General features: G+C 53.6%; 12 protein-coding genes. 2 read left to right on the top strand and 10 right to left on the bottom strand.

The window, feature by feature from the left end; all coding sequences use genetic code 11:
- Positions 1-318: 318 nt before the first annotated feature.
- Positions 319-1,428 (bottom strand): DNA polymerase III subunit beta, encoded by a 1,110-nt coding sequence (dnaN, locus tag MWC30_RS10335; RefSeq protein ID WP_244084092.1) that lies wholly within the window; start codon positions 1,426-1,428, stop codon positions 319-321.
- A gap of 713 nt (positions 1,429-2,141) precedes the next feature.
- Between dnaN and MWC30_RS10330 the strand changes: the two genes are divergently transcribed.
- Entirely contained in the window at positions 2,142-3,905 is a 1,764-nt protein-coding gene (locus MWC30_RS10330; RefSeq protein WP_244084091.1) for a formate--tetrahydrofolate ligase, read from the top strand.
- A 162-nt stretch (positions 3,906-4,067) separates the two neighbouring features.
- Here MWC30_RS10330 and MWC30_RS10325 read toward each other — a convergent pair whose 3' ends face one another.
- The 3 genes from MWC30_RS10325 to MWC30_RS10315 all read right to left on the bottom strand — a co-directional run bounded on the left by MWC30_RS10325 (position 4,068) and on the right by MWC30_RS10315 (position 6,273).
- Positions 4,068-4,925, bottom strand: a complete 858-nt coding sequence (locus MWC30_RS10325; protein WP_244084090.1) for a bifunctional 5,10-methylenetetrahydrofolate dehydrogenase/5,10-methenyltetrahydrofolate cyclohydrolase — start codon at positions 4,923-4,925, stop codon at positions 4,068-4,070.
- A 12-nt stretch (positions 4,926-4,937) separates the two neighbouring features.
- The gene (locus MWC30_RS10320; RefSeq protein WP_244084089.1) at positions 4,938-5,570 is read right to left on the bottom strand and encodes a cyclodeaminase/cyclohydrolase family protein; all 633 of its coding nucleotides are present in this window, start codon (positions 5,568-5,570) and stop codon (positions 4,938-4,940) included.
- Between the two features lie 205 nt (positions 5,571-5,775).
- Positions 5,776-6,273 (bottom strand): toll/interleukin-1 receptor domain-containing protein, encoded by a 498-nt coding sequence (locus tag MWC30_RS10315; RefSeq protein ID WP_244084088.1) that lies wholly within the window; start codon positions 6,271-6,273, stop codon positions 5,776-5,778.
- Positions 6,274-6,455: 182 nt separating this feature from the next.
- Between MWC30_RS10315 and MWC30_RS10310 the strand changes: the two genes are divergently transcribed.
- A complete protein-coding gene (locus MWC30_RS10310) occupies positions 6,456-6,605 on the top strand; it encodes a hypothetical protein (protein WP_244084087.1) in 150 nt (49 codons plus the stop codon).
- Between the two features lie 203 nt (positions 6,606-6,808).
- Here the strand turns inward: MWC30_RS10310 and MWC30_RS10305 are convergent, their stop codons facing one another.
- The 6 genes from MWC30_RS10305 to MWC30_RS10280 form a co-directional block, all read right to left on the bottom strand.
- Complete coding sequence (locus MWC30_RS10305; RefSeq protein ID WP_244084086.1) at positions 6,809-8,941, bottom strand: methyl-accepting chemotaxis protein; 2,133 nt, start codon at positions 8,939-8,941, stop codon at positions 6,809-6,811.
- Between the two features lie 332 nt (positions 8,942-9,273).
- Positions 9,274-9,669 carry a YajD family HNH nuclease gene (locus MWC30_RS10300; RefSeq protein ID WP_256461241.1) on the bottom strand — a complete coding sequence of 132 codons (396 nt, stop codon included), beginning with the start codon at positions 9,667-9,669 and terminating at the stop codon, positions 9,274-9,276.
- A 182-nt stretch (positions 9,670-9,851) separates the two neighbouring features.
- The gene (locus MWC30_RS10295) at positions 9,852-11,072 is read right to left on the bottom strand and encodes an EAL and HDOD domain-containing protein (RefSeq protein WP_244084085.1); all 1,221 of its coding nucleotides are present in this window, start codon (positions 11,070-11,072) and stop codon (positions 9,852-9,854) included.
- A gap of 38 nt (positions 11,073-11,110) precedes the next feature.
- Positions 11,111-13,822: a PAS domain-containing protein gene (locus tag MWC30_RS10290; RefSeq protein WP_244084084.1), complete on the bottom strand. Its 2,712-nt coding sequence runs from the start codon at positions 13,820-13,822 to the stop codon at positions 11,111-11,113.
- A gap of 204 nt (positions 13,823-14,026) precedes the next feature.
- On the bottom strand, positions 14,027-15,469 hold the full coding sequence (locus tag MWC30_RS10285) for a sigma-54-dependent Fis family transcriptional regulator (protein WP_244084083.1): 1,443 nt from the start codon (positions 15,467-15,469) through the stop codon (positions 14,027-14,029).
- Positions 15,470-15,816: 347 nt separating this feature from the next.
- On the bottom strand, positions 15,817-18,222 hold the full coding sequence (locus tag MWC30_RS10280; RefSeq protein WP_244084082.1) for a multiheme c-type cytochrome: 2,406 nt from the start codon (positions 18,220-18,222) through the stop codon (positions 15,817-15,819).
- Between the last annotated feature and the right edge of the window lie 504 nt (positions 18,223-18,726).

Below are 18,726 nucleotides of genomic sequence, written 5' to 3'. Positions count from 1 at the left end.
TCAACTTCTGTCCGTCAATTTCCATCACCCACACAGGGTGCTTTCGCACAAAAAGCACAAAAACTCCTGAGGATGCAGTTCCTCCTCAGGGTAGTTTTTCGAAACTCGTAAATTTAACCTTCTTTGGGAATTTTATCAATTGATTTTCGGAAGCTACGGCGGGAAGGGGGACCATGGCCACGATGCACACCGGGGCAGGGTGGAACGTCGGAGGCGAACCCGATGGCAGGAGTGAGGTCTGTCGGACTCTCATTTTGGGGCTTGAGCACCCGGTCCAGGCCGCAATGACAGAACCAGACAGCCGGCGATCAGCGGGAATCAAACCACCATGGGCATGATGAGGCTGAGGTAACCGGCATCATCGGGGCTGACAAAAACACCTCCGTGAAACTGGTCGACCCATTCGAACTGCACCTGAGGGCTTTCCATGGCCTGCACGGTGTCCATCACATACTTGATATTGAATGCGACGGTGAAGCTGTCTCCTTCGTATTCGATGTCCACGGCATCACTGGCATTTCCAACTTCAGGATTTCCCGCCTCCAGCTCCAGGGCTCCGGAATCAATGATGAAGCGGACATGACGCCATTTCTGGTTGGTGAGGACGGCCACTCGCTTCAACGCATGGAAGAAAGTCTCCCGCTCCACCAGGAATGAAAAAGGCCTCTCCTCGGGTATGATGAGCTGATAATCGGGAAATTCCATTTCCAGGAGCTGGATGCTCAGAACGGTATCGGGAGTCTTCAAGATCAGGCAGTTCTCATGGAGGGCGAGAGAGACATCCTCTTCCTTTTCCAAAACCTTGAGAATTTCCTGAACGCCCTTGCGAGGAATGATGATCCCCTTGCCGAGATCCACCTCGGTGAAACTGTCTTCGGGCATGCCGTAACAGGCAAGGCGGTGTCCGTCGGAAGAAACGAATCGAACGGCTCCCGATTCCAGGCGATGCCAGTAGAGTCCGGCGATGCTGAAGGGATCGTCCTCCACGGGAACGGCATAGAGGGTCTTGCCGAGAGCATTTTTCAGCACGGATGCATCACATTTGAAAAAATCCGCGTCGGTGTAAAAATTCATATGGGGGAAATCGTCCGCTGGGATGGTGGACAGTTCGAACCGTGAGCGTCCGGATTGTATCAACAGCTTTTCGTTGGGCAGTTGTTCCAGGATAATGTTTTCATCGGGCAGTTCGCGGACAATATCGAGGAGCTTCCGCGCCGTTACGGTTGAGGTCCCCGGCACCTCTACCCGGCATTCCATGCGTGTCCAGAGACTCAATTCCAGGTCGGTGGCTGAAAAATCAAGGGTCTGCTCGTCGGAAGCCTGGAGCAGCGTATTGAATAAAATGGGCATTCCCGTCTTTTTTTCGGTAACGCTTTGGACCTTTTGTAAAACCTGTGTCAGAATTCCCCTGCCGACCTGGACTTTCATTCTTCAGCCCTCGATGTGCTCGCCGCATGTTTTTATGAAGTGTTTCTCTCTATATATAAAGATCATAATCTTAATAAGACCCTGTTTAAATGTCAAAAAGTTTAGCATGTAATTATTTTTATTGATAATATGTCTAAACACTCCTTGAACAAAAGGGATACACAGTGGGCATCCAATCTGTTAGGCCTCATCAAGTTGACATTTTTCCGACAGGTTTTGAACAACTTTTAAACAGGTTCTCTGCAGCCTTCTGAACAACCCCTGTCCTGATGCATCATATATCGGAGCACTGGAACTTTTTCTTTACAGGTCAGGGAATAGGATCGCTTGCATTTTACTTTTCTTCTTGACAAGGATTCATATTTTCTCTAGGTTTGGGCGACTTGTGAAAAATTGCATACGCCCATCTTCCCGTGAAAAGTTCGAGCTGTATCCTATTCAGACGGGGAGCTCATTCCGACTGAACCGGGAGATGGTGGGTTAGAATGTGCCGCTCGGTTGGTCCTTTCTCTCTACTCCACGTCTTGGGTTAGGGGGCCAGTTACAGCAATTCCTTATTATCTTGGTCAGATCCCTCGCAATCATCAGACGCTACTTTAAGCTAAGGGGGGTGAAACAAAGGTTGTTCTGGTGGTTTTGTTCTTTAGTTCGGCAAAGGTGATGGGAACAGGTGGTGTTAATCAGGGACTAAAAAAGCAGGTGGAGGTTTAAAGATGGCCTACGATGCAACAGTGCTTAAAGATTGGCAAATATCTGAAGAAGCTGAAAAGAATATGCCCACTCCCTGGGAATGGCAGGAAAAGCTGGGATTGCAGAAAGATGAAATTCTTCCCATGGGCAGGCTGTGCAAGCTCGATTTCATGAAGATCATCGATCGTCTCAAAGACCGTCCCGATGGAAAATACGTTGAAGTAACCGCCATTACACCGACTCCTCTGGGAGAAGGAAAGAGCACGACATCAGTAGGTCTCATGGAAGGCCTTGGAAAGCGTGGTATGAATGTCGGCGGCGCCCTCCGCCAACCCTCCGGTGGTCCCACCATGAACGTCAAGGGTACGGCAGCCGGCGGTGGCAACGCCCTTCTCATCCCCATGACGGAATTCTCGCTGGGACTCACGGGCGACATCAACGACATCATGAACGCTCACAACCTGGCGATGGTCGCCATGACCGCCCGTATGCAGCACGAGCGCAATTACAACGACGAGCAGCTGGCCCGCCTGACTAGGATGCGCCGCCTCGACATCGATCCCACCCGTGTGGAAATGGGCTGGATCATTGACTTCTGTGCTCAGGCTCTGCGCAATATCATCATCGGTATCGGCGGCAGGACCGACGGCTTCATGATGCAATCCAAGTTCGGCATCGCGGTAGGGTCCGAGCTCATGGCCATTCTCGCCATCATCAAAGATTTGGCCGATATGAAAGAGCGTTTCAACAACATCACCGTGGCCTTCGACAAGAGCGGCAAGCCCGTGACCACGGGTGACCTGGAAGTTGGAAACGCCATGGCGGCCTTCATGCGCAACGCCATCAACCCGACTCTCATGAGCACCGCCGAATATCAACCCTGCCTCGTCCATGCCGGCCCGTTCGCCAATATCGCCGTAGGCCAGTCTTCCATCATCGCCGACCGGATCGGTCTGAAGATGTTCGACTATCACGTGACGGAAAGCGGTTTCGCAGCAGACATCGGATTCGAGAAGTTCTGGAACGTGAAATGCCGCTACAGTGGTCTCAAGCCGCACGTATCCGTTTTGACCACCACGATCCGCGCCCTCAAGATGCATGGCGGCGGGCCGAAGGTTGTCGCCGGTCTGGCTCTGCCCGATGCCTACACCAAGGAAAATCTTGGATTGGTGGAAAAGGGCATCGAGAACATGGTGCATTGCATCAACATCATCCGTAAGGCTGGCATCAATCCTGTTGTCTGCATCAATGCTTTCCATACCGATACGAAGGACGAAATCGCTCTGGTTCGCAAGTACGCTGAAAAAGCCGGCGCCCGTTGTGCTCTCTCCGAGCATTGGGCCAAGGGTGGCGATGGCGCCCTCGAATTCGCCGATGCAGTCATCGATGCCTGCAAGGAAGACAACGATTTCAAATTCCTCTATCCGCTGGAAATGAAGTTGAGAGACCGCGTTGCGTTGATCGCCAAGGAAGTTTACGGTGCCGACGGTGTGTCCTGGACTCCCGAAGCTGAATCCAAGGCCAAAATGCTGGAGGGCGATCCCAAGTACGCCGATTATGCCACCATGATGGTGAAGACGCACCTCAGCCTCAGCCACGATCCGGTCCTCAAGGGCGTTCCCAAGGGCTGGACCCTTCCCATCCGCGACGTTTTGATCTACTCCGGCGCCAAGTTCCTCTGCCCCTGCGCCGGGACGATCACCCTGATGCCCGGAACCTCTTCCAACCCGGCCTTCCGTCGCATCGACATCGACACCAAGACGGGTAAGGTCAGCGGTCTGTTCTAGGAACAGCGCCACGGAAAAGACTGTCCGTTTGCATTTCGGCATGCCGGCGGGATCCGGCTTGCAAAAGTCTTGGACTGAGTAACAAACAATAAGGGGGCAGGGCGTACGCCCTGCCCCCTTATTGTTTTATGGCTCAAGGGCTTTTTTTACGGCTTCGCGCCATCAGGAATTTTGCATTTCGCAAGCCATGATGGTCTGTTTGCAGAGAACCCAGGTCGTGACCGAGCCCACACCTGCGGGAACCGGTGAAATTTTTTGAACGATGGGCTCCACCTCGGCAAAATCCACATCGCCGCAGTATTTCCCAGGATTATCCGGGTCAGCATTGATGCCCACATCGATGACGATCTGTCCGGGTTTCACGAAATTGCCTTTGATCATCTTGGCCTTTCCCACGGCAGCGATGAGGATTTCCGCATCCTGGCAGACTCCCGGCAGGTTCTCGGTTCTGGAATGGCAGATCGTTACGGTGCCGTGCTCCCTCAGGAGCAGCATGGCCAGAGGTTTCCCCACCACCAGGGACCTGCCGACCACGACGCATTTCTTCCCCTTGATGGGGATATTGTAATGATGGAGCATATCCATGCAGGCCGTGGGTGTGCAGGGAGGGAAACCGGTGGGGTCATCGGTGAAGACTTTGGCTGCGCCGCCGACGGTCAGGCAGTCCACATCCTTCTCCACCGGGATGAGAGTTCTTATTTTTTTCTCGTTCAAGTGTTTGGGCAAGGGTGAAAACATCAGGATGCCGTTGACGTCTTTTTTCTGTCCCACTTCGATGACGGCCTTTTCAAAAGCGGCCTGCTCAATATTTTCCGGGTATTCGAAAACCTCTGAATCCATGCCGAGGGCGCTGCAGGTTTTTTTCGCTCCACCTTCGTAAAACAGGTCGTCCGGCCGCTGTCCCACGCGGATGATGCCGAGCTTCGGCGTGATCCCTTTCGACTTCAGGCCGTCTACCTTCTTGATGAGCTCTTCCTTCATGGCATCGGCTACGGGTTTTCCTTTCAACAGTTCAGCCATGGAACAATCTCCTTATTTTTTCAATTTTGAAATGACAAGGGCCAGAGTATCATCCGCCAATTTGGATCCGGTATTGATCAGCTCTTCCATTTCCTTGCGGGTGGCGGAAACGAATGCCTGATCTTTGATGGCATTGAGATTGATGATCACATTGAGACTTCCTGCAATGAGAGCGCTCTTCAGAAAAACGACGCCGCACCCTACATCGGAGATGGCGATCATGGTGCCGATCTCACCCATTCTGGCATGTATTTTGATTCCTTCAAAAGCTGCGCGCATGATCTCCATGGGAACTCCACAAGCCGCCTTACAGCAGTTCTCCATGGTTTCTTCCTTGAATTTCGCCTCTTCGGGAGTATTTTTTGGAAGTCCATAGGCTTTGGACAGGGGCTCGAAGACTTCGGCATCCTTGTCCACCAGCTCTTTAAGCTTGAGGATGACCTTATCCCCTTTGGCTATGAGCTCTTTGACCTCTCCCTCCACATCCGCATATTTCTTTTTACCAACGGTCAAATTTCCTACCATGTTGGAAAGAGCCATCCCGATGGCGCCTCCCATGGCAGCCGCGCCTCCTCCTCCCGGAACAGGTGCTTTTGAGGCCAGTACTTCAATGAATGCCGAACAGGTTTGATCTAACATCGTCATCTTTGTTCTCCTCTTTGGTTGATGATGGCATGGAGGTCATGTTTTGAAATGTGAAGGACCGTTCTTTCACATTCCGAGGGGTGACACTGTTCGATTAAATACTGTCCAAAGGCTGTTAACTTCTCTCTTTAAAGGTGAAAACATCTTATACCATAAATCGGTCAATCGTAATGAACTTTTATGTGTATAAGGTTTGAAATGTGTATCAGGAATCCTGCTTTCCGGTGAGGGCATCCAATCTGGCTTCGACCTGCCGAAAAAGGTCCTGTGCAAACTGATCGCGCTGCAATCCCGTGCATTCACCGTAGGATTTTGGAGTCCTGAATTTCGGTCGGTCCAGGCGAAAGATTTGAGAATGCTGGAGGCCTTTCAGGTCGTGCCGCTCCAAATCCACGGCTTGCAGCATGATGGGAACGACCGGCCTGGCGTCGCTTCCCAGGAACATTGGAAGCTCATGCTCGCTGATGTATTGAGACGCAAGAAATGCCGGACTGATGAGGAGCAATCCCAGCTGACACTCGTTCAAAGCCTCATGGATTTCCTCGCTCCATTTTTCTCCCACCATAATGTCGGTGTCGCGCCAAAAGCTGTAGGCGTAGTGTTTGGAAGGGGCAGCCTGCTCCCGGAACTTTTCCATAAACCGGTTTGCCAGGTCTTTGTTTGCACGGGCATACGATACGAAGCATTTGATTTGCTTTTTCATTCCGCTCCACATCTCCTTGGTGGGAAGCCCAATGCCGCCTTGCAGGAACGGCAGTGAGGCATTGTCTGCGCTGATCGAGTCAGAATATTTTTACTGTCGGGCGGATGCAAACGTTAAATGCACCGGTGGCCATAATTTTGTGCCATTCAAGCCTTTGTATGCGGACTTTCGGAGGATGCGCAATGGTGGGTGGGAAAAAGGATGCCGGTGAAATGCCGGCAGGAGAGCTGGAAGGCGTTGCTGCACAGTTCTGGCGTGGAAGGGAGGCGAGCAATGTTGTTGACTTAACCAGCTTCCGTCATTCCGGCGAAAGCCGGAATCCAGGTAAATAAAGACTTTGTGGACCCCGGTTTTCACCGGGGTGACGTTAAGTGAACAGCATTGAGGGAGGTGCCGTGGGGTATGACCGGTCGCGGTGGACAGGGCTTCCATGTGCCCCTCTCCTTTTCGTCCACTTTATCGGGTGGGATGCTTGTATCGGTCCCATGGAGATCGAGGTCCACCGCAACCGGTTTAAGAGCTTCATTGCTGTGCATCAAAAGTCGTCCAAATCCCTTTCTTCCAGCGAGGAGATCTGTCGGGTGGGCGGCAAAGTTCTGCTCCTATGGCTGTCTGGAGAACGTTTGCCGTTGTCTCCATTGCCCCGGGGCGCGGGGTGGAACAGAGGGGGTGCGTCGGACCGTGAAGCTTTGGGTACCCCTGCGGCATGGGCCTTTCCGGCTGTGAAACGGCCTGTTTGCTGTTTGCCCCCGGTGATGATCTCCTGAAGGTCATTGACGAAGGATTGCATCCGCATGGCCTGAGAGCTCATTTCCTCGGACGCCGATGCCGCTTCCTCCGCGCCGGCGGCATTCTGCTGCACCACCTTGTCCATCTCCGCCACCGCCTTGTTGATCTGACTGATACCCTGAGCCTGTTCGCTGGATGCCACCGCAATTTCTCCCACCAGCTCCCCGACGGAAGCGGAACTGCTTCTCACCTCGGAAAAAGCGCCGTTGGTGGTGGTGACCAGTGTGACACCCTCCTGAATCTTTTTCACGGTCCCTTCAATGAGATTGGCGGTATTTTTTGCCGCATCGGCTGCCCTCAGGGCCAGGTTGCGCACTTCGTCGGCCACCACGGCAAAGCCCGCTCCGGCTTCCCCCGCTCGAGCCGCTTCCACGGCAGCGTTCAACGCGAGGAGATTCGTCTGAAAGGCAATTTCATCTATCGTCTTGATGATTTTCTGTGTTTCCTCGCTGGCGGAGGCGATCTCGTGCATGGACGACGTCAAATCATCCATGGTGCTGTTGGCTTTTTCCACCCTGTCACTGACATTGCGCATGAGATGGTTTGCCTGGGCGGCGTTATCTGAGTTTTGCTTCGTCATGGAAGACATCTCTTCCAGAGAAGAAGAGGTTTCTTCAATGGCTGCCGCTTGTTCAGAAGCGCCTTCGGCCAGGTGCTGACTGGAAGTGGAAACCTCCGTTGATGCTGCAGCCACGTGATCTGTGGCTTCGGTGAGGTCTTCTACGAGACGCTTCAGGGGTCGGGTGATGGACCTGCTGCAAAGAAATCCTGCCATCCCGGATAGGAGCACCATCAGGAGAGTACAGACCGCCAGGATGGAAGTCGCTCGGGATGCGCTCTTGTCGGCATCCACCTTGATATCATTCGTCAATTCCATAAATTCATTGAGAGGGGTGTTGGCGGCAATGCTGTAAAATTTGTCTCCGACTTTCAGCGGAAGGAAGGCGATGACCTTATGTATGCCCTCGAATGTATAACTTCCACGCCCCGCCTGGCCCGTGATCATCTGCTCCTTGACGATCTTTGCCAGTTCTCCGTTCTTGGGGTCGCAGAGATTCATGGGCTGGGTCAAATTGTATTTCGGATGGCTCACCAGGATACCCTGCTCATTGACGATATAGGAATAGCCGGTTTTTCCGTAGACGCGGTTTTGAATCAGCTTCCAGGCCAGGTCCCAATTCATGTTCAGGACGACGACTCCCCTGGCTGATCCTCCCACGAACACGGGGGCGGCAAGGCGCATTTCGGGGGTTCCGGTATTGGCGGCGATCACGACTCCCGAATTGTAGACACTTCCCGGGCTGAGCTGCAGGGTTTTTTGGAACCAGGCTTCGGCGGCTTTGGATTTCAGGTCCGTCGTGAATTTGCCGTCCTTCAAATTGACGATCTCCTGGCCCTTTTCGTCGATGTAGCGAATTTGATTGTAGGCTGGAAAAGTCTGTCCCTGTGCCTGGACAGCACAGGCCCCATGCATGGCGGCGATCTCTTCTTTGAGACCCTCCAGGGCCATGCCTGCAGCCTGTTGCCCACTGGAAGGATCATCTCCAGTCATCTCTGTGGGAGTCGCGGGAGTGACGGCCGTGCTCCGGCCAGAGATAGAGGCCAGATATCCCTTCAGCCAGGAGGATCTGGCGAGATGGTGGACGTCGGTTTCGGCCCTGCTGATGAGCCCGGAAATTCTTTCACGATCGACCATGACCCCACTGTCCAAAATGTCCTCGGATTGCTTCTTGAGGCTGATGGAAGAACGATCCAGAGTGGCTTGGGCGAACGAGTGGAATTGCCATAGATTCAGGCATCCTATGACAAGCAGTGGGATGGCGGCCAGGGCAATGCAGATGCTCATCAATTTGACTGCCAGAGAAAATTTGAATTTCATGTTTACAATTCTCCTGAGCAAAAGGGTTGACAACAAGTCCCCGGGATGGACTCTCGGCCGTTTCGGAGAAGGATCCCGGGCGTCCTTCGCAAATCCCCGTGGTTCATTGCGCAATGCGCCTGATCTCGGCAACTGCTTGTGATAACAGTTGATAAGCAAACGGCATGCCATAAGCCGGCAGAATGGTGTGCAGAAGCGGGTGTATCAGGCAGGGTTGGAGATTACCCCGGGGCAAGTGGGAGTGATTGCATCTCTTGGGAGCAGTCATCGTCATTTCCGCATTTCCGCCCAAGAAGCCTGCGGAAATGACGCATGGACGACCGGAGGGGTCCCTATTTTTTGTCCGGCGTCTTACCCTTCAGCAACGCCTCCAAAGCCCCAAACGCCTTGTAAGTCGTGGTGGGCTGACGATCTTCCTCGGGTGCGGGCTCACCGTACCACTCGGCGCTGACACCACGGGAATGCTCGTTGTCGTGGCAGTAGAGGCACAGGAGCTCCCAGTTGCTTCCGTCCGGAGGATTGTTGTCATGGTTATGATCCTTGTGGTGAACGGTGAGCTCTCGAAGTTTTTTGCCCTCGAACTCTCGACCGCATCGCGCGCAAATCGGCGGAAACAGCTTCATGGCCTGTTCCCGATAGGTCTTCTCCCGCCGCTCCCGGTTGCGCAGAGCTTCAGCAATGACCTGGTCCAGTTTGCCGCTTTCAGATGGAGTTTTGTTACGGGACATGAGCGTTTTCTCCCCCGGACCGAATCCGTTAAATTTTCAAGCCCAAAACACAACGTTTCAGATTCAACAATTAGATCCTCTTCCATTCAACCAACCGTAATACTAACCACCATAACCAAGCCCGTCAAAATATGTATGGTCATGTCAAAGAAGAGAGTACCGCTCGAGGAAAAAACTCCGTCTCACAGGGCCAGGGGATTTTTCGAGAGCCAATCAAGGGAACGCGCATACACTTCGGGGAGCTCCTCTTCCTGCACCTTCAGGTCTTTTGCCAACCGAATAACCTCCGGCCAACGGCCTCGTTCGTAAGCGACCACTAAATCGAAAATTTTCCTGTAAGCATTGGATATTCCCAGAAGAGCCTCTTTCAGCTCCTTCTGGAGGGGAACGTCTTCGAGGATTTCGGGCAGCGGTCGTCCCAGGATGACATCCATGAAAGAAAACAATCCCATGAGAAACAGCTCGGATTTCTTCCCTTCCAGCCCGACCTTCAAGGCGAGGGATTCGCAGAAGCTCGCACGCAAAAGAGCCATCCGGAGCAGCTCCACGGGCTGGTCCTTTCCCATCTGATTGAGGACGGAAAGGGAGCACCATTTTTTGATTTCCATATCCCCCAGGATGACGAGGGCCTGCTTGATGGAGGAGATTTGGCATCGAAGGCCCAGAAAGGGCGAGTTGAGGTATTTCAGGAGCATGTAGGTGAGGCAGGGATCGCGTTTGATGACCTTTTGCAGGGCTTCGAAATCCAGTTCTTCCCGGTTCAGTTCCTTCAGAACCTGAAGGCAGGTGAGCTTATATCCGGGAATGTCTTTCTTCGAGATGAGGACAGGCTTGCTGAAGAAAAAGCCCTGGAATAGCGAAAAACCCAGGTCCATGGCTTCCTGGAAATCCTCACGGGTCTCGGTTTTTTCTGCAAGGAGCTTCATGCCTGGATGGTGTCCGTACTGCTCCACTATGGTCTTTCTGTCTTCCGGTCCAGTGCCCATGAAATCGACCTTGATGATGTCGACGACCTCGGTGAAGGGATTGCATTCATTTTTACGAAGCACGAAATCATCCAGGGCGAGAGTATATCCTTGCTGCCGCATCTTTCGACAGGCTGCCAGTACTTCCGGATCAGGCGCAATATCCTCGAGGATCTCTACAATGGCTACCGTTTTGGGCAGGAGAGACGCCGCACCGTTCAGCAACAAACCTTTGGTGAAATTGATGAAAGCTCTTTTACCTTCGGTGACCCTGTCCAGGCCGATCACCAGGAGGGCATTGCGGATGACGCAGAGGGAGGCCCTATCCCCGTCGGTTTCCTGAAAATGGTTTCCATCGCCCGAGCGGTAAAGGAGCTCATAACCGAACACCCTTTGATCCCTCATGAAAATCGGCTGTCGTGCAACGAAGATGTTCATCTCTTCTGCTCTCTGACTGACCTGGCGTGCCCGCTGTTCTAATCATGCGTTGTGTTTTCCAGGACGCCGTTCATTACCCTCTTGAGCTTTTCAAGAGAATAGGGCTTCCCAATGGCCCCACAAAACCCGTATTCCTTGAAATGAGCAATGACCGGATCCTGGGAGTATCCGCTGGAGACGATGGCTTTCGTCCCCGGATCGTACTGCTTGAGGGCTTTCAGTGCCTCGAGTCCTCCCATGCCTCCTTTGACCGTCAGGTCAAGAATCACTCCATGAAACGGGTTCCCGGATTCTTGAGCTCTACTGTAGATTTCAATGGCTTCGCTCCCATCCGCGGCCACCTGCACGTCATAGCCCAGATGGAGCAGCATCTGGGCCACCATGTCCCGCATCAGCTTTTCGTCGTCCATGAGCAGGATTCTACCTGCATGCCGGCCATTCCCCGGGGCATCTTTTTCCGGCACTTCCATCTGAAATGCCGGCAGATAAATTTTAAAAGTGGTGCCGAACCCCATCTGGGATTCCACAACAATGTGACCTTCATGCTTGTTGATGATGGAATGGGCAATGGCCAGCCCCAATCCCATACCCTTTTGCGCTCCCTTATTTTTTGTGGAAAAATAGGGGTCGAATATCTTGTCCTTATGGGCCTCTTCAATGCCCAATCCCTCGTCATGAATGGATATACGAACATAACGGCCGGTTTTGACGGGAATTGCCGCAGGGGCTCCAACCGATCCGGCATTGATATTTTCTCCCGTGATGGAAACGATGCCCCCTGAAGGCATGGCTTCCCTGGCGTTGAGGATCATGTTGTAAATGGCCTGGCTCATCTGTCCTTCATCGATTTCCACCTTCCCCAAATCGTTCGACAAGGAATACTGGCATTGAACGTTCGTGCCGCTGCATGCCAGGCTCACAGCGTCCTGGATGACCTTCTCGACGGAGGTGACCCGTTTGAGGGGGGTGCCCCCTGTGGCGAAGGTGATGAACCGCTTCGTAAGATCGCTGGCGCGCAAAGCGGCTTTCTCCGCGTCGGCGAGGAGTTTAATGCATGGAGAATCCGGTCCCGTGTACTGCTGGATCATATTGACATTTCCGAGGATCACTGCGAGCAGGTTGTTGAAATCATGAGCTATACCTCCAGCGAGGATTCCTGCTGTCTCCAGCTTTTTTGCTCGAATGAGCTCCTCTTCCATCCTTTTGCGCTCGGAAATGTCCGTGAGTGTCCCTGCAGCGCGGAGGGGAGCGCCGTTTCGGTCCCGTTCGACGACCTTTCCCCTGTCCAGGAACCATTTCCATTCGCCGCTTCGGGTTTTCAACCGTTGTTCAGCTTCATAGTACTCCGCAGCACCGCTGAAGTGCCCGTCCAGCTGCCTGGAAACGGAAGGCAGATCTTCGGGATGGACCCGGTCTTGCCAAAAGCTGACGTTGGGCTCCAGTTCTTCCGGTGTGTAGCCCAGCATGGAGGAGTAGCAGGCGTCATAATGCACTTCTCCCGTCTGCACATTCCAATCCCAGAAGCCGTCCCTGCTTCCGTGCAGCACCAGGTTCAGGCGTTCTTCACTCTTGCGCAGAGCCTCTTCGGCCAGGTTTCGTTCGGAAATTTCTGTTTGAAGCGTTTCATTCGACCGCAGCAGTTCCTCAGTCCTCCCATGAACCCGCGCTTCCAGTTCACTGCAAACCGTCTGTAATCCCTGCTGAGAATTCTCCAGAGCGTCGAGCACTGCGTTGAAGGCTGTGGCGACGCGAGAGAGCTCGTCTTTTCCCTTTGAAGGAACGCGAACGCTCAAGTCCGCGCTGGATGCGATCTCCTTCAAATTCTCGCAAAGAGCCGTCAGAGGAGAAAGAACCCATTTCTCCAGGAGAAAAATGATGGTCAGACCGGCGAGAATGCCGATGGCAAGGAGTGCGAACGTCAGAAGCTGCACAGTGGCTTTTCCCTGCCTGTATAATGCCCGTGGCAGATCGGTTTGCAGCAGAAGGGCGGGATTTCCGTGAATATCACGAAGCAGAGTGAACCCGGCGATCCAATCCTCATCGAGGGGCTGCACCAAAATGTCGGATGAATCGCACAGGGCTTGCGCCACTGCTTTCAGCCGGGGAGAAACTCCCGCGCTGTCCAGGCGGTGGGCGGAGAGGGTGAGGTTCAATTTTTTGCCCAGTCGGGTGACCTCGGCAGTGTCGAAATACTTCCCCATGACGACCCTTCCACCCGTGAGATGAGGCTCCGTGCTGTCCGTGATGGGGTGCGAGGTGATCCAGAGGGGGCCTTCCGGCAACAGGAGAAAGCCAGTTGCGGTGCCCATATTCGGGTGCAGGTTGGGAAATAGTCTTTCGTGGAACGAGGCATCCTGAAAAAAAGCCGACATGGGCAGTTCTTTTCTGCTCGCCAGGTCGAAAGCCTTGCCGAAAACGGATCTGCCCGAAGGAGAGATGAGCAGGAGGAGATTGATCTCCATGTGAGTGAAAGCGGTCTGGATGGTGTTGTCCTTGGAATCACGATCATAAGGGGTGCTCATCAGATCCTCAGGATGATGCAGCAGGGCCCAATCCTCGGCCTTGCTGTTCAAAATGGACAGGCTTTCCGAAATGCCCTCCAGAACACGCCCCATATGCTTGCGGGTATCTTCCTCTTCCAGGCAGGCGAAGGGGGGGAGCAGTATCCTGACGGATACTGCATAGGATACGACGATCACTCCGAAGAGGGTGAGACCGATGAAGAGCAAGGTCTTTTTACGCATTGTCATGAGCCAGCTTTCTCTCTTTTGGGACAGGAATGGACTTCCGAGAATTATCGGACAAACCTTCCCCTGTTCTTGAATAAAAATTAATAGCATAAACAATATATTGGATTTGTATCGTTTAAATATTACTTAAAGGTGGCTCAATGCATTACATAAAAAACTCTACGAAATCCTGCTGCGCTTCCCCGAGGATCCCGTTTCAGGACATCAGATTCCAGAGTCTCGCTCGTGAGGAAGGCCTCTTTGCAGTGTGACGCCGTATTTCTTCATCTTTTTCCAGACCGCCACTCGACTGATGCCCAGAATCCCGGCGGCCTTTGTTTGATTTCCGTTCGTGGCTTGAAGGGCCTGAAGGAGTCGAAGCAAGTCGGGATTTTCTTCGAAATCCTTTGCCTCTGGGTATTTGCGCATTGGTTCGTCTCTATGGAGGGCGCTGAAGGCATCAACAGGCGCAGGGGGCTGGGTGCCCTCTTCGGACTGTGTGATCTTTGGAGTCAGATGGTGGGGGCCGATGAGAGACTCATTGCAGAGGACGAAGGCATATTCGATGGTGTTTCGGAGCTCTCGAACGTTGCCCGGCCAGTTGTAGGCGAGCATGATCTCCAGCGCCTGTGGGCTGAGCCCGGTGATGGGCTTTCCGCTGCGGCGGGCGATTTTGTCAATGAAGGTCTGCGCCAGGAGTGGAATGTCTTCCTTGTGCTCACGGAGAGGGGGGACATGGACAGGCACCACGTTGATGCGATAGTATAAATCTTCCCGGAAAAGTCCCTGAATGATGAGATCTTCGAGGTTTTTGTTGGTTGCGGAAATGACGCGAACATCGACAGGAACGGGCTGATGGTCTCCCACGCGCTCAATTTCCCGGGACTCCAGAACCCTCAAAAGTTTCACCTGGATGGCTGGAGAAATATCCCCGATTTCATCCAGGAAGATACTCCCTCCTGAAGCAGCTTCGAAGCGCCCGATGCGATCTTTTCCCGCTCCGGTGAACGCTCCCTTGACATGTCCGAAGAGCTCGCTCTCCAGGAGGTTTTCGTTGAGAGAAGCGCAGTTGACCTTGATGAAGGGCGCTTCAAATCTTCTGCTGGCCATGTGCAGGGCTTGCGCAACCAACTCCTTCCCCACACCGGATTCCCCATAAAGAAGGACGGGCGCTTCGGACTGAGCGACATTGGCGATGAGGTCCAGGAGCTTCTGGATGCACTTGGAGGAGCCGATGATGCCCGTAAAGGCCTCCTTGTGAAGGAGGGTGGAGCGCAGTGACTCAATCTCTTCCTCCTTGCGTACCATTTCGGAGCGGTCGCTCAGAATTTCCACGGCTCCCGAGATATCTCCCTTTTCATCGTAAAGCACTGTGGCGTGCTTGGTCACAAAAACCTTTGTCCCATCCTTCGATTCGATTTCACATTTTTTGTCCCGGACCCCCCCCCGGGAAAACATGGCACACCACGCTTTTCCGGTACCCTTTTCGTGGATTCTGCATCCGGTGCAATTGAGGACCGTGCAGGGCTTCCCCACAAGCTCGCGACTCGAGTAACCGGTCATCGTTTCAAAGGCCGGATTCACGGAGAGGATCGTGCCCTGGGTATCGACCACGAGGAGTGCTTCCCGCATGGTCTCAATGGCCGCTTTGTAGTAGCTGTCTTCCATAACGCTCTCCGGAACGCCTCGTCGCCCGTTCCCAGACCACACCAATGAAGAAGGGTCTGAAAATATTTTCATGCACAGGCACTTAAGTATCCGATTTAAGTATCGGCTTTTATTTACTTTATTCTGTGCTCTCCCGTTAACGGTATGCAGCATGATCCTTCGCTTCCCCAGACATTAACTACTGCTAACCAGCGGGCGCTGGTTTGGTTAACACTAAGGTAACCATTGCCGGTAAAAGAAAAACCCCGCGTCTGAAAACAGACGCGGGGGGAGGGTGGAACTGAGGAAGACAAAACTTGAGAGGAGTCAACCCGGGTGGAAGATCTCCCCTCCCACCCGGTCAAACATCAGGGAGCCTTGCTGAAATTGTGGCATCTGGAGCAGTCGATCCCCTTGTTGGTGTGACGGGGATGGACCTCGCTGAATGAATATGTCTCGGCGCTATGGCAACTCGAACAAAGTGTGGCTGTCGTCTGACCTGTTTTGATGGTGTAACCCAGAGATTTCAGCGGAACCTTCGGACTGGTCGTATTGTGACAGGTGTTGCAGTTGTTGTATCCCAGAGCGTTCTCCTTGGGAGAGACTTCATGGAAGAGTCCCATCCAACGTTCCGTCTGCTGGTAGCCGTAAGGATTTCTCGGCCATGTAACGGCATCCTGCCCCAGGGGTACGGCATTCACCAGATCCCCCTGCATATAAAACTGTCCGATCTTCAAGGGGAGCAGGAAGTTGGTGTCGGTATCGTAAGGCTGCAAGGCCGTGTGATATTTGAAGGGATAGATCTTAGCGCCGGTGGTGGCCTGTGTCGCCGCCGCTGGTCCGCCCATGAAGACATTCCCGTTGGGCTGAATCGTGAATGCGGTGCCGAAGTCATAGAACAATGATGAAGTGCCGTCCCAGAACTTGTACTGGGGGGTAACGTTGGCCTGCATCGTCCGGGCGGGGTCGTACAGACCGGTAGCTGGATTCAGTTCACCCGGAGCCGACCAATCCCTGAACATATCTGTCGCAGCGAATTTGGCGAAGGTCGGGATATGGCAGGTGTTGCACGCCACGCGTTTCAGGTGATACTTGTTGATGTTCGAATTACTATGCGGTGGATTGGCCGTATGGCAGGAGGTACACTCCGGTTTGGGCCCTTCCGCTACCCTGAGGTCCGCTCCCTTGCCGGCGATTTTGTGTGCCGACACCGTATGGCATGCCGTACAGTTCAAGTCCCCTCCACCCAGGGCCGCGGAGGACATGTGGACGTCAAAGGCCCGGGTTGCGGGATTTCGATGATGCTCTTCGATATCGCCCCGCTTAAAATTGTCTCCGCCTCCCGACTTGGTGTGACAGTTCAGACAGGTGGCGCGACTTGTCTTTTGAATGTCTACAGCTGCCTCAAGTACGGTCATGCCCATGGCTGATTCATCCGGTATCCACTGGGCCTTGGTCACTGGATCCACGGTCCGTTTGTATTTGGGAGCGTGGCAGACGAGACAGTCGATGTTCTCCAGTTGCGCGTCTGTCGGGTTTGCCGTGACGGGAGCAGGCTTGGCCCCTTTGCCGACGTGGCACTTGCTGCAGCCGCTATCGACAGGCAGGCCGTTTACATTGGTCAGCTTTCCGATATGGTTGATATCGGGATAGATACAGAAATCGTTGATCTTTCCCAATTTGCCGGCCCACTGATAGTGTTCTGAGTTGTGAACCTCGACGGCCTCAGAGCGATGGCACTGGAGGCAGGTCTTGGTCCCTTCGTAGGCAGCAAACTTGTCCGCATGGGAACCGGACAAAGCAGGGGGCACAACGGTACTGTCGGTGATGGTAACCGTCAGGTTTCCCGTTTTGGTGGTGCCGCTGCTGGTGTAGCTTGCAGTGACGGTGACCGTCTGGTTGCCTGTGACCTGGCCTGCGGTTAACACTCCGGAACTGTCGATGGTGGCGGCAGAAGAATTCTCGCTCCAGGTGGCACTGGTGGTAACGGCCTGGGTGGACCCGTCACTGAAGGCGGCGGTAGCGACGTAAGGCGAGGTGGTCCCTTCGTTCACTGAGCCGGCGCCGGTGACGGCGAGGCTGGAAAGGGTCTTGGCGACCGGACTATCAACAATGGTGACGTTGATACTGCCGTTCCTGGTGGTGCCGCCGCTGGTGTAGCTTGCAGTGACGGTGACCGTCTGGTTGCCTGTGACCTGGCCTGCGGTTAACACTCCGGAACTGTTCATGGTGGCGGCAGAGGAATTCTCGCTCCAGGTGGCGCTGGTGGTGACGACCTGGGTGGATCCGTCACTGAAGGTGGCGGTGGCGACGTAGGGCGATGTAGTCCCTTCGTTCACTGAGCCGGCGCCGGTGACGGCGATGCTGGAGAGTGTTTTTTCGGAGGGCTGGCTTGTGGATCCGTTGAGGATGGTCACCGTCTTGCTGGTCTTTTTCGTGACTCCGTTGGATGAATACCTGGCCGTTATGGTCACACCTCGGTTACTGCGCACAGACCTGGCTGTCAAGACCCCTTGAGAGATGGTTGCGTAGTCGGAGTTTTCCGACCAGGATGCGGTGGAGGTGACTGTTCGAGTTGATCCGTCGCTGAATTTTGCCGTCGCGGTGTAATTGCTCGAGGTGTTTTCATAGAGGCTGCTCGCTCCACTTATGGACAGATCCATCAAGGCAGCGTCCGCTGCGAAAGTCGTGGAATAGCCCCATGCCAACGAAAAACCCGCGACCAGTGCCCACAACGGGAGCTTTCGAAAGAATTCCATAGCTTTTGTTTTCATACGTTTCCTTTTTCCAATTGTTCTCAGTTTCGACCCCAGTCAGCGACCTGAGCTCAACCGTTTCCGATAGACAGTTTCAATGTGTGACGGCCTTAAAAGCAATATAAATGCCAAAATGCATCAAATAATAGAACGGGTGGCTGGATCCTAAGTGTAAAGGCCCGGAAATACAGTGCACGGCGCGGGGAGGATTTCTGGAATCCCTCGGCCGTGCGCCTCCGCGTCTCCGCTCCCTTGCTAACCAAATCGATTAACAAAGGTTAACTTCACAGGAAGAAGCGATGAATGATTTGACGGCTTCAAACCGTCCCTTCTTGCCGGCAGGGTAAGCTGTTAGGGCAGCGTGGGTGCGCTTCGTATGTTTTTACTCAGGTGCAAAGACAATTGCGTTCCCGAGCTCTGCCTCGTTGGGGCTGCACAACGGCTGGGTTGCCATAACCTTCTGCAAGGATTAATTTTACTTGGAATAAGGCTATGGATTTTCATTTGAACCCCCAAGAGAGG

The sequence above is a fragment of the Desulforhabdus sp. TSK genome, from assembly GCF_022836495.1.
GTDB lineage: Bacteria > Desulfobacterota > Syntrophobacteria > Syntrophobacterales > Syntrophobacteraceae > Desulforhabdus.
The sequence above is the reverse complement of the archived record's forward strand: the minus strand, read 5'-3'. Positions and strand labels throughout refer to the sequence as shown.

Bases quoted from the DNA above. Each gene is read 5' to 3' on its own strand.
- dnaN (WP_244084092.1), bottom strand. From the start codon at position 1,428: ATGAAAGTCCAGGTCGGCAGGGGAATTCTGACACAGGTTTTACAAAAG.
- MWC30_RS10330 (WP_244084091.1), top strand. From the start codon at position 2,142: ATGGCCTACGATGCAACAGTGCTTAAAGATTGGCAAATATCTGAAGAA.
- MWC30_RS10325 (WP_244084090.1), bottom strand. From the start codon at position 4,925: ATGGCTGAACTGTTGAAAGGAAAACCCGTAGCCGATGCCATGAAGGAA.
- MWC30_RS10320 (WP_244084089.1), bottom strand. From the start codon at position 5,570: ATGACGATGTTAGATCAAACCTGTTCGGCATTCATTGAAGTACTGGCC.
- MWC30_RS10315 (WP_244084088.1), bottom strand. From the start codon at position 6,273: ATGAAAAAGCAAATCAAATGCTTCGTATCGTATGCCCGTGCAAACAAA.
- MWC30_RS10310 (WP_244084087.1), top strand. From the start codon at position 6,456: ATGGTGGGTGGGAAAAAGGATGCCGGTGAAATGCCGGCAGGAGAGCTG.
- MWC30_RS10305 (WP_244084086.1), bottom strand. From the start codon at position 8,941: ATGAAATTCAAATTTTCTCTGGCAGTCAAATTGATGAGCATCTGCATT.
- MWC30_RS10300 (WP_256461241.1), bottom strand. From the start codon at position 9,669: ATGTCCCGTAACAAAACTCCATCTGAAAGCGGCAAACTGGACCAGGTC.
- MWC30_RS10295 (WP_244084085.1), bottom strand. From the start codon at position 11,072: ATGAACATCTTCGTTGCACGACAGCCGATTTTCATGAGGGATCAAAGG.
- MWC30_RS10290 (WP_244084084.1), bottom strand. From the start codon at position 13,822: ATGACAATGCGTAAAAAGACCTTGCTCTTCATCGGTCTCACCCTCTTC.
- MWC30_RS10285 (WP_244084083.1), bottom strand. From the start codon at position 15,469: ATGGAAGACAGCTACTACAAAGCGGCCATTGAGACCATGCGGGAAGCA.
- MWC30_RS10280 (WP_244084082.1), bottom strand. From the start codon at position 18,222: ATGAAAACAAAAGCTATGGAATTCTTTCGAAAGCTCCCGTTGTGGGCA.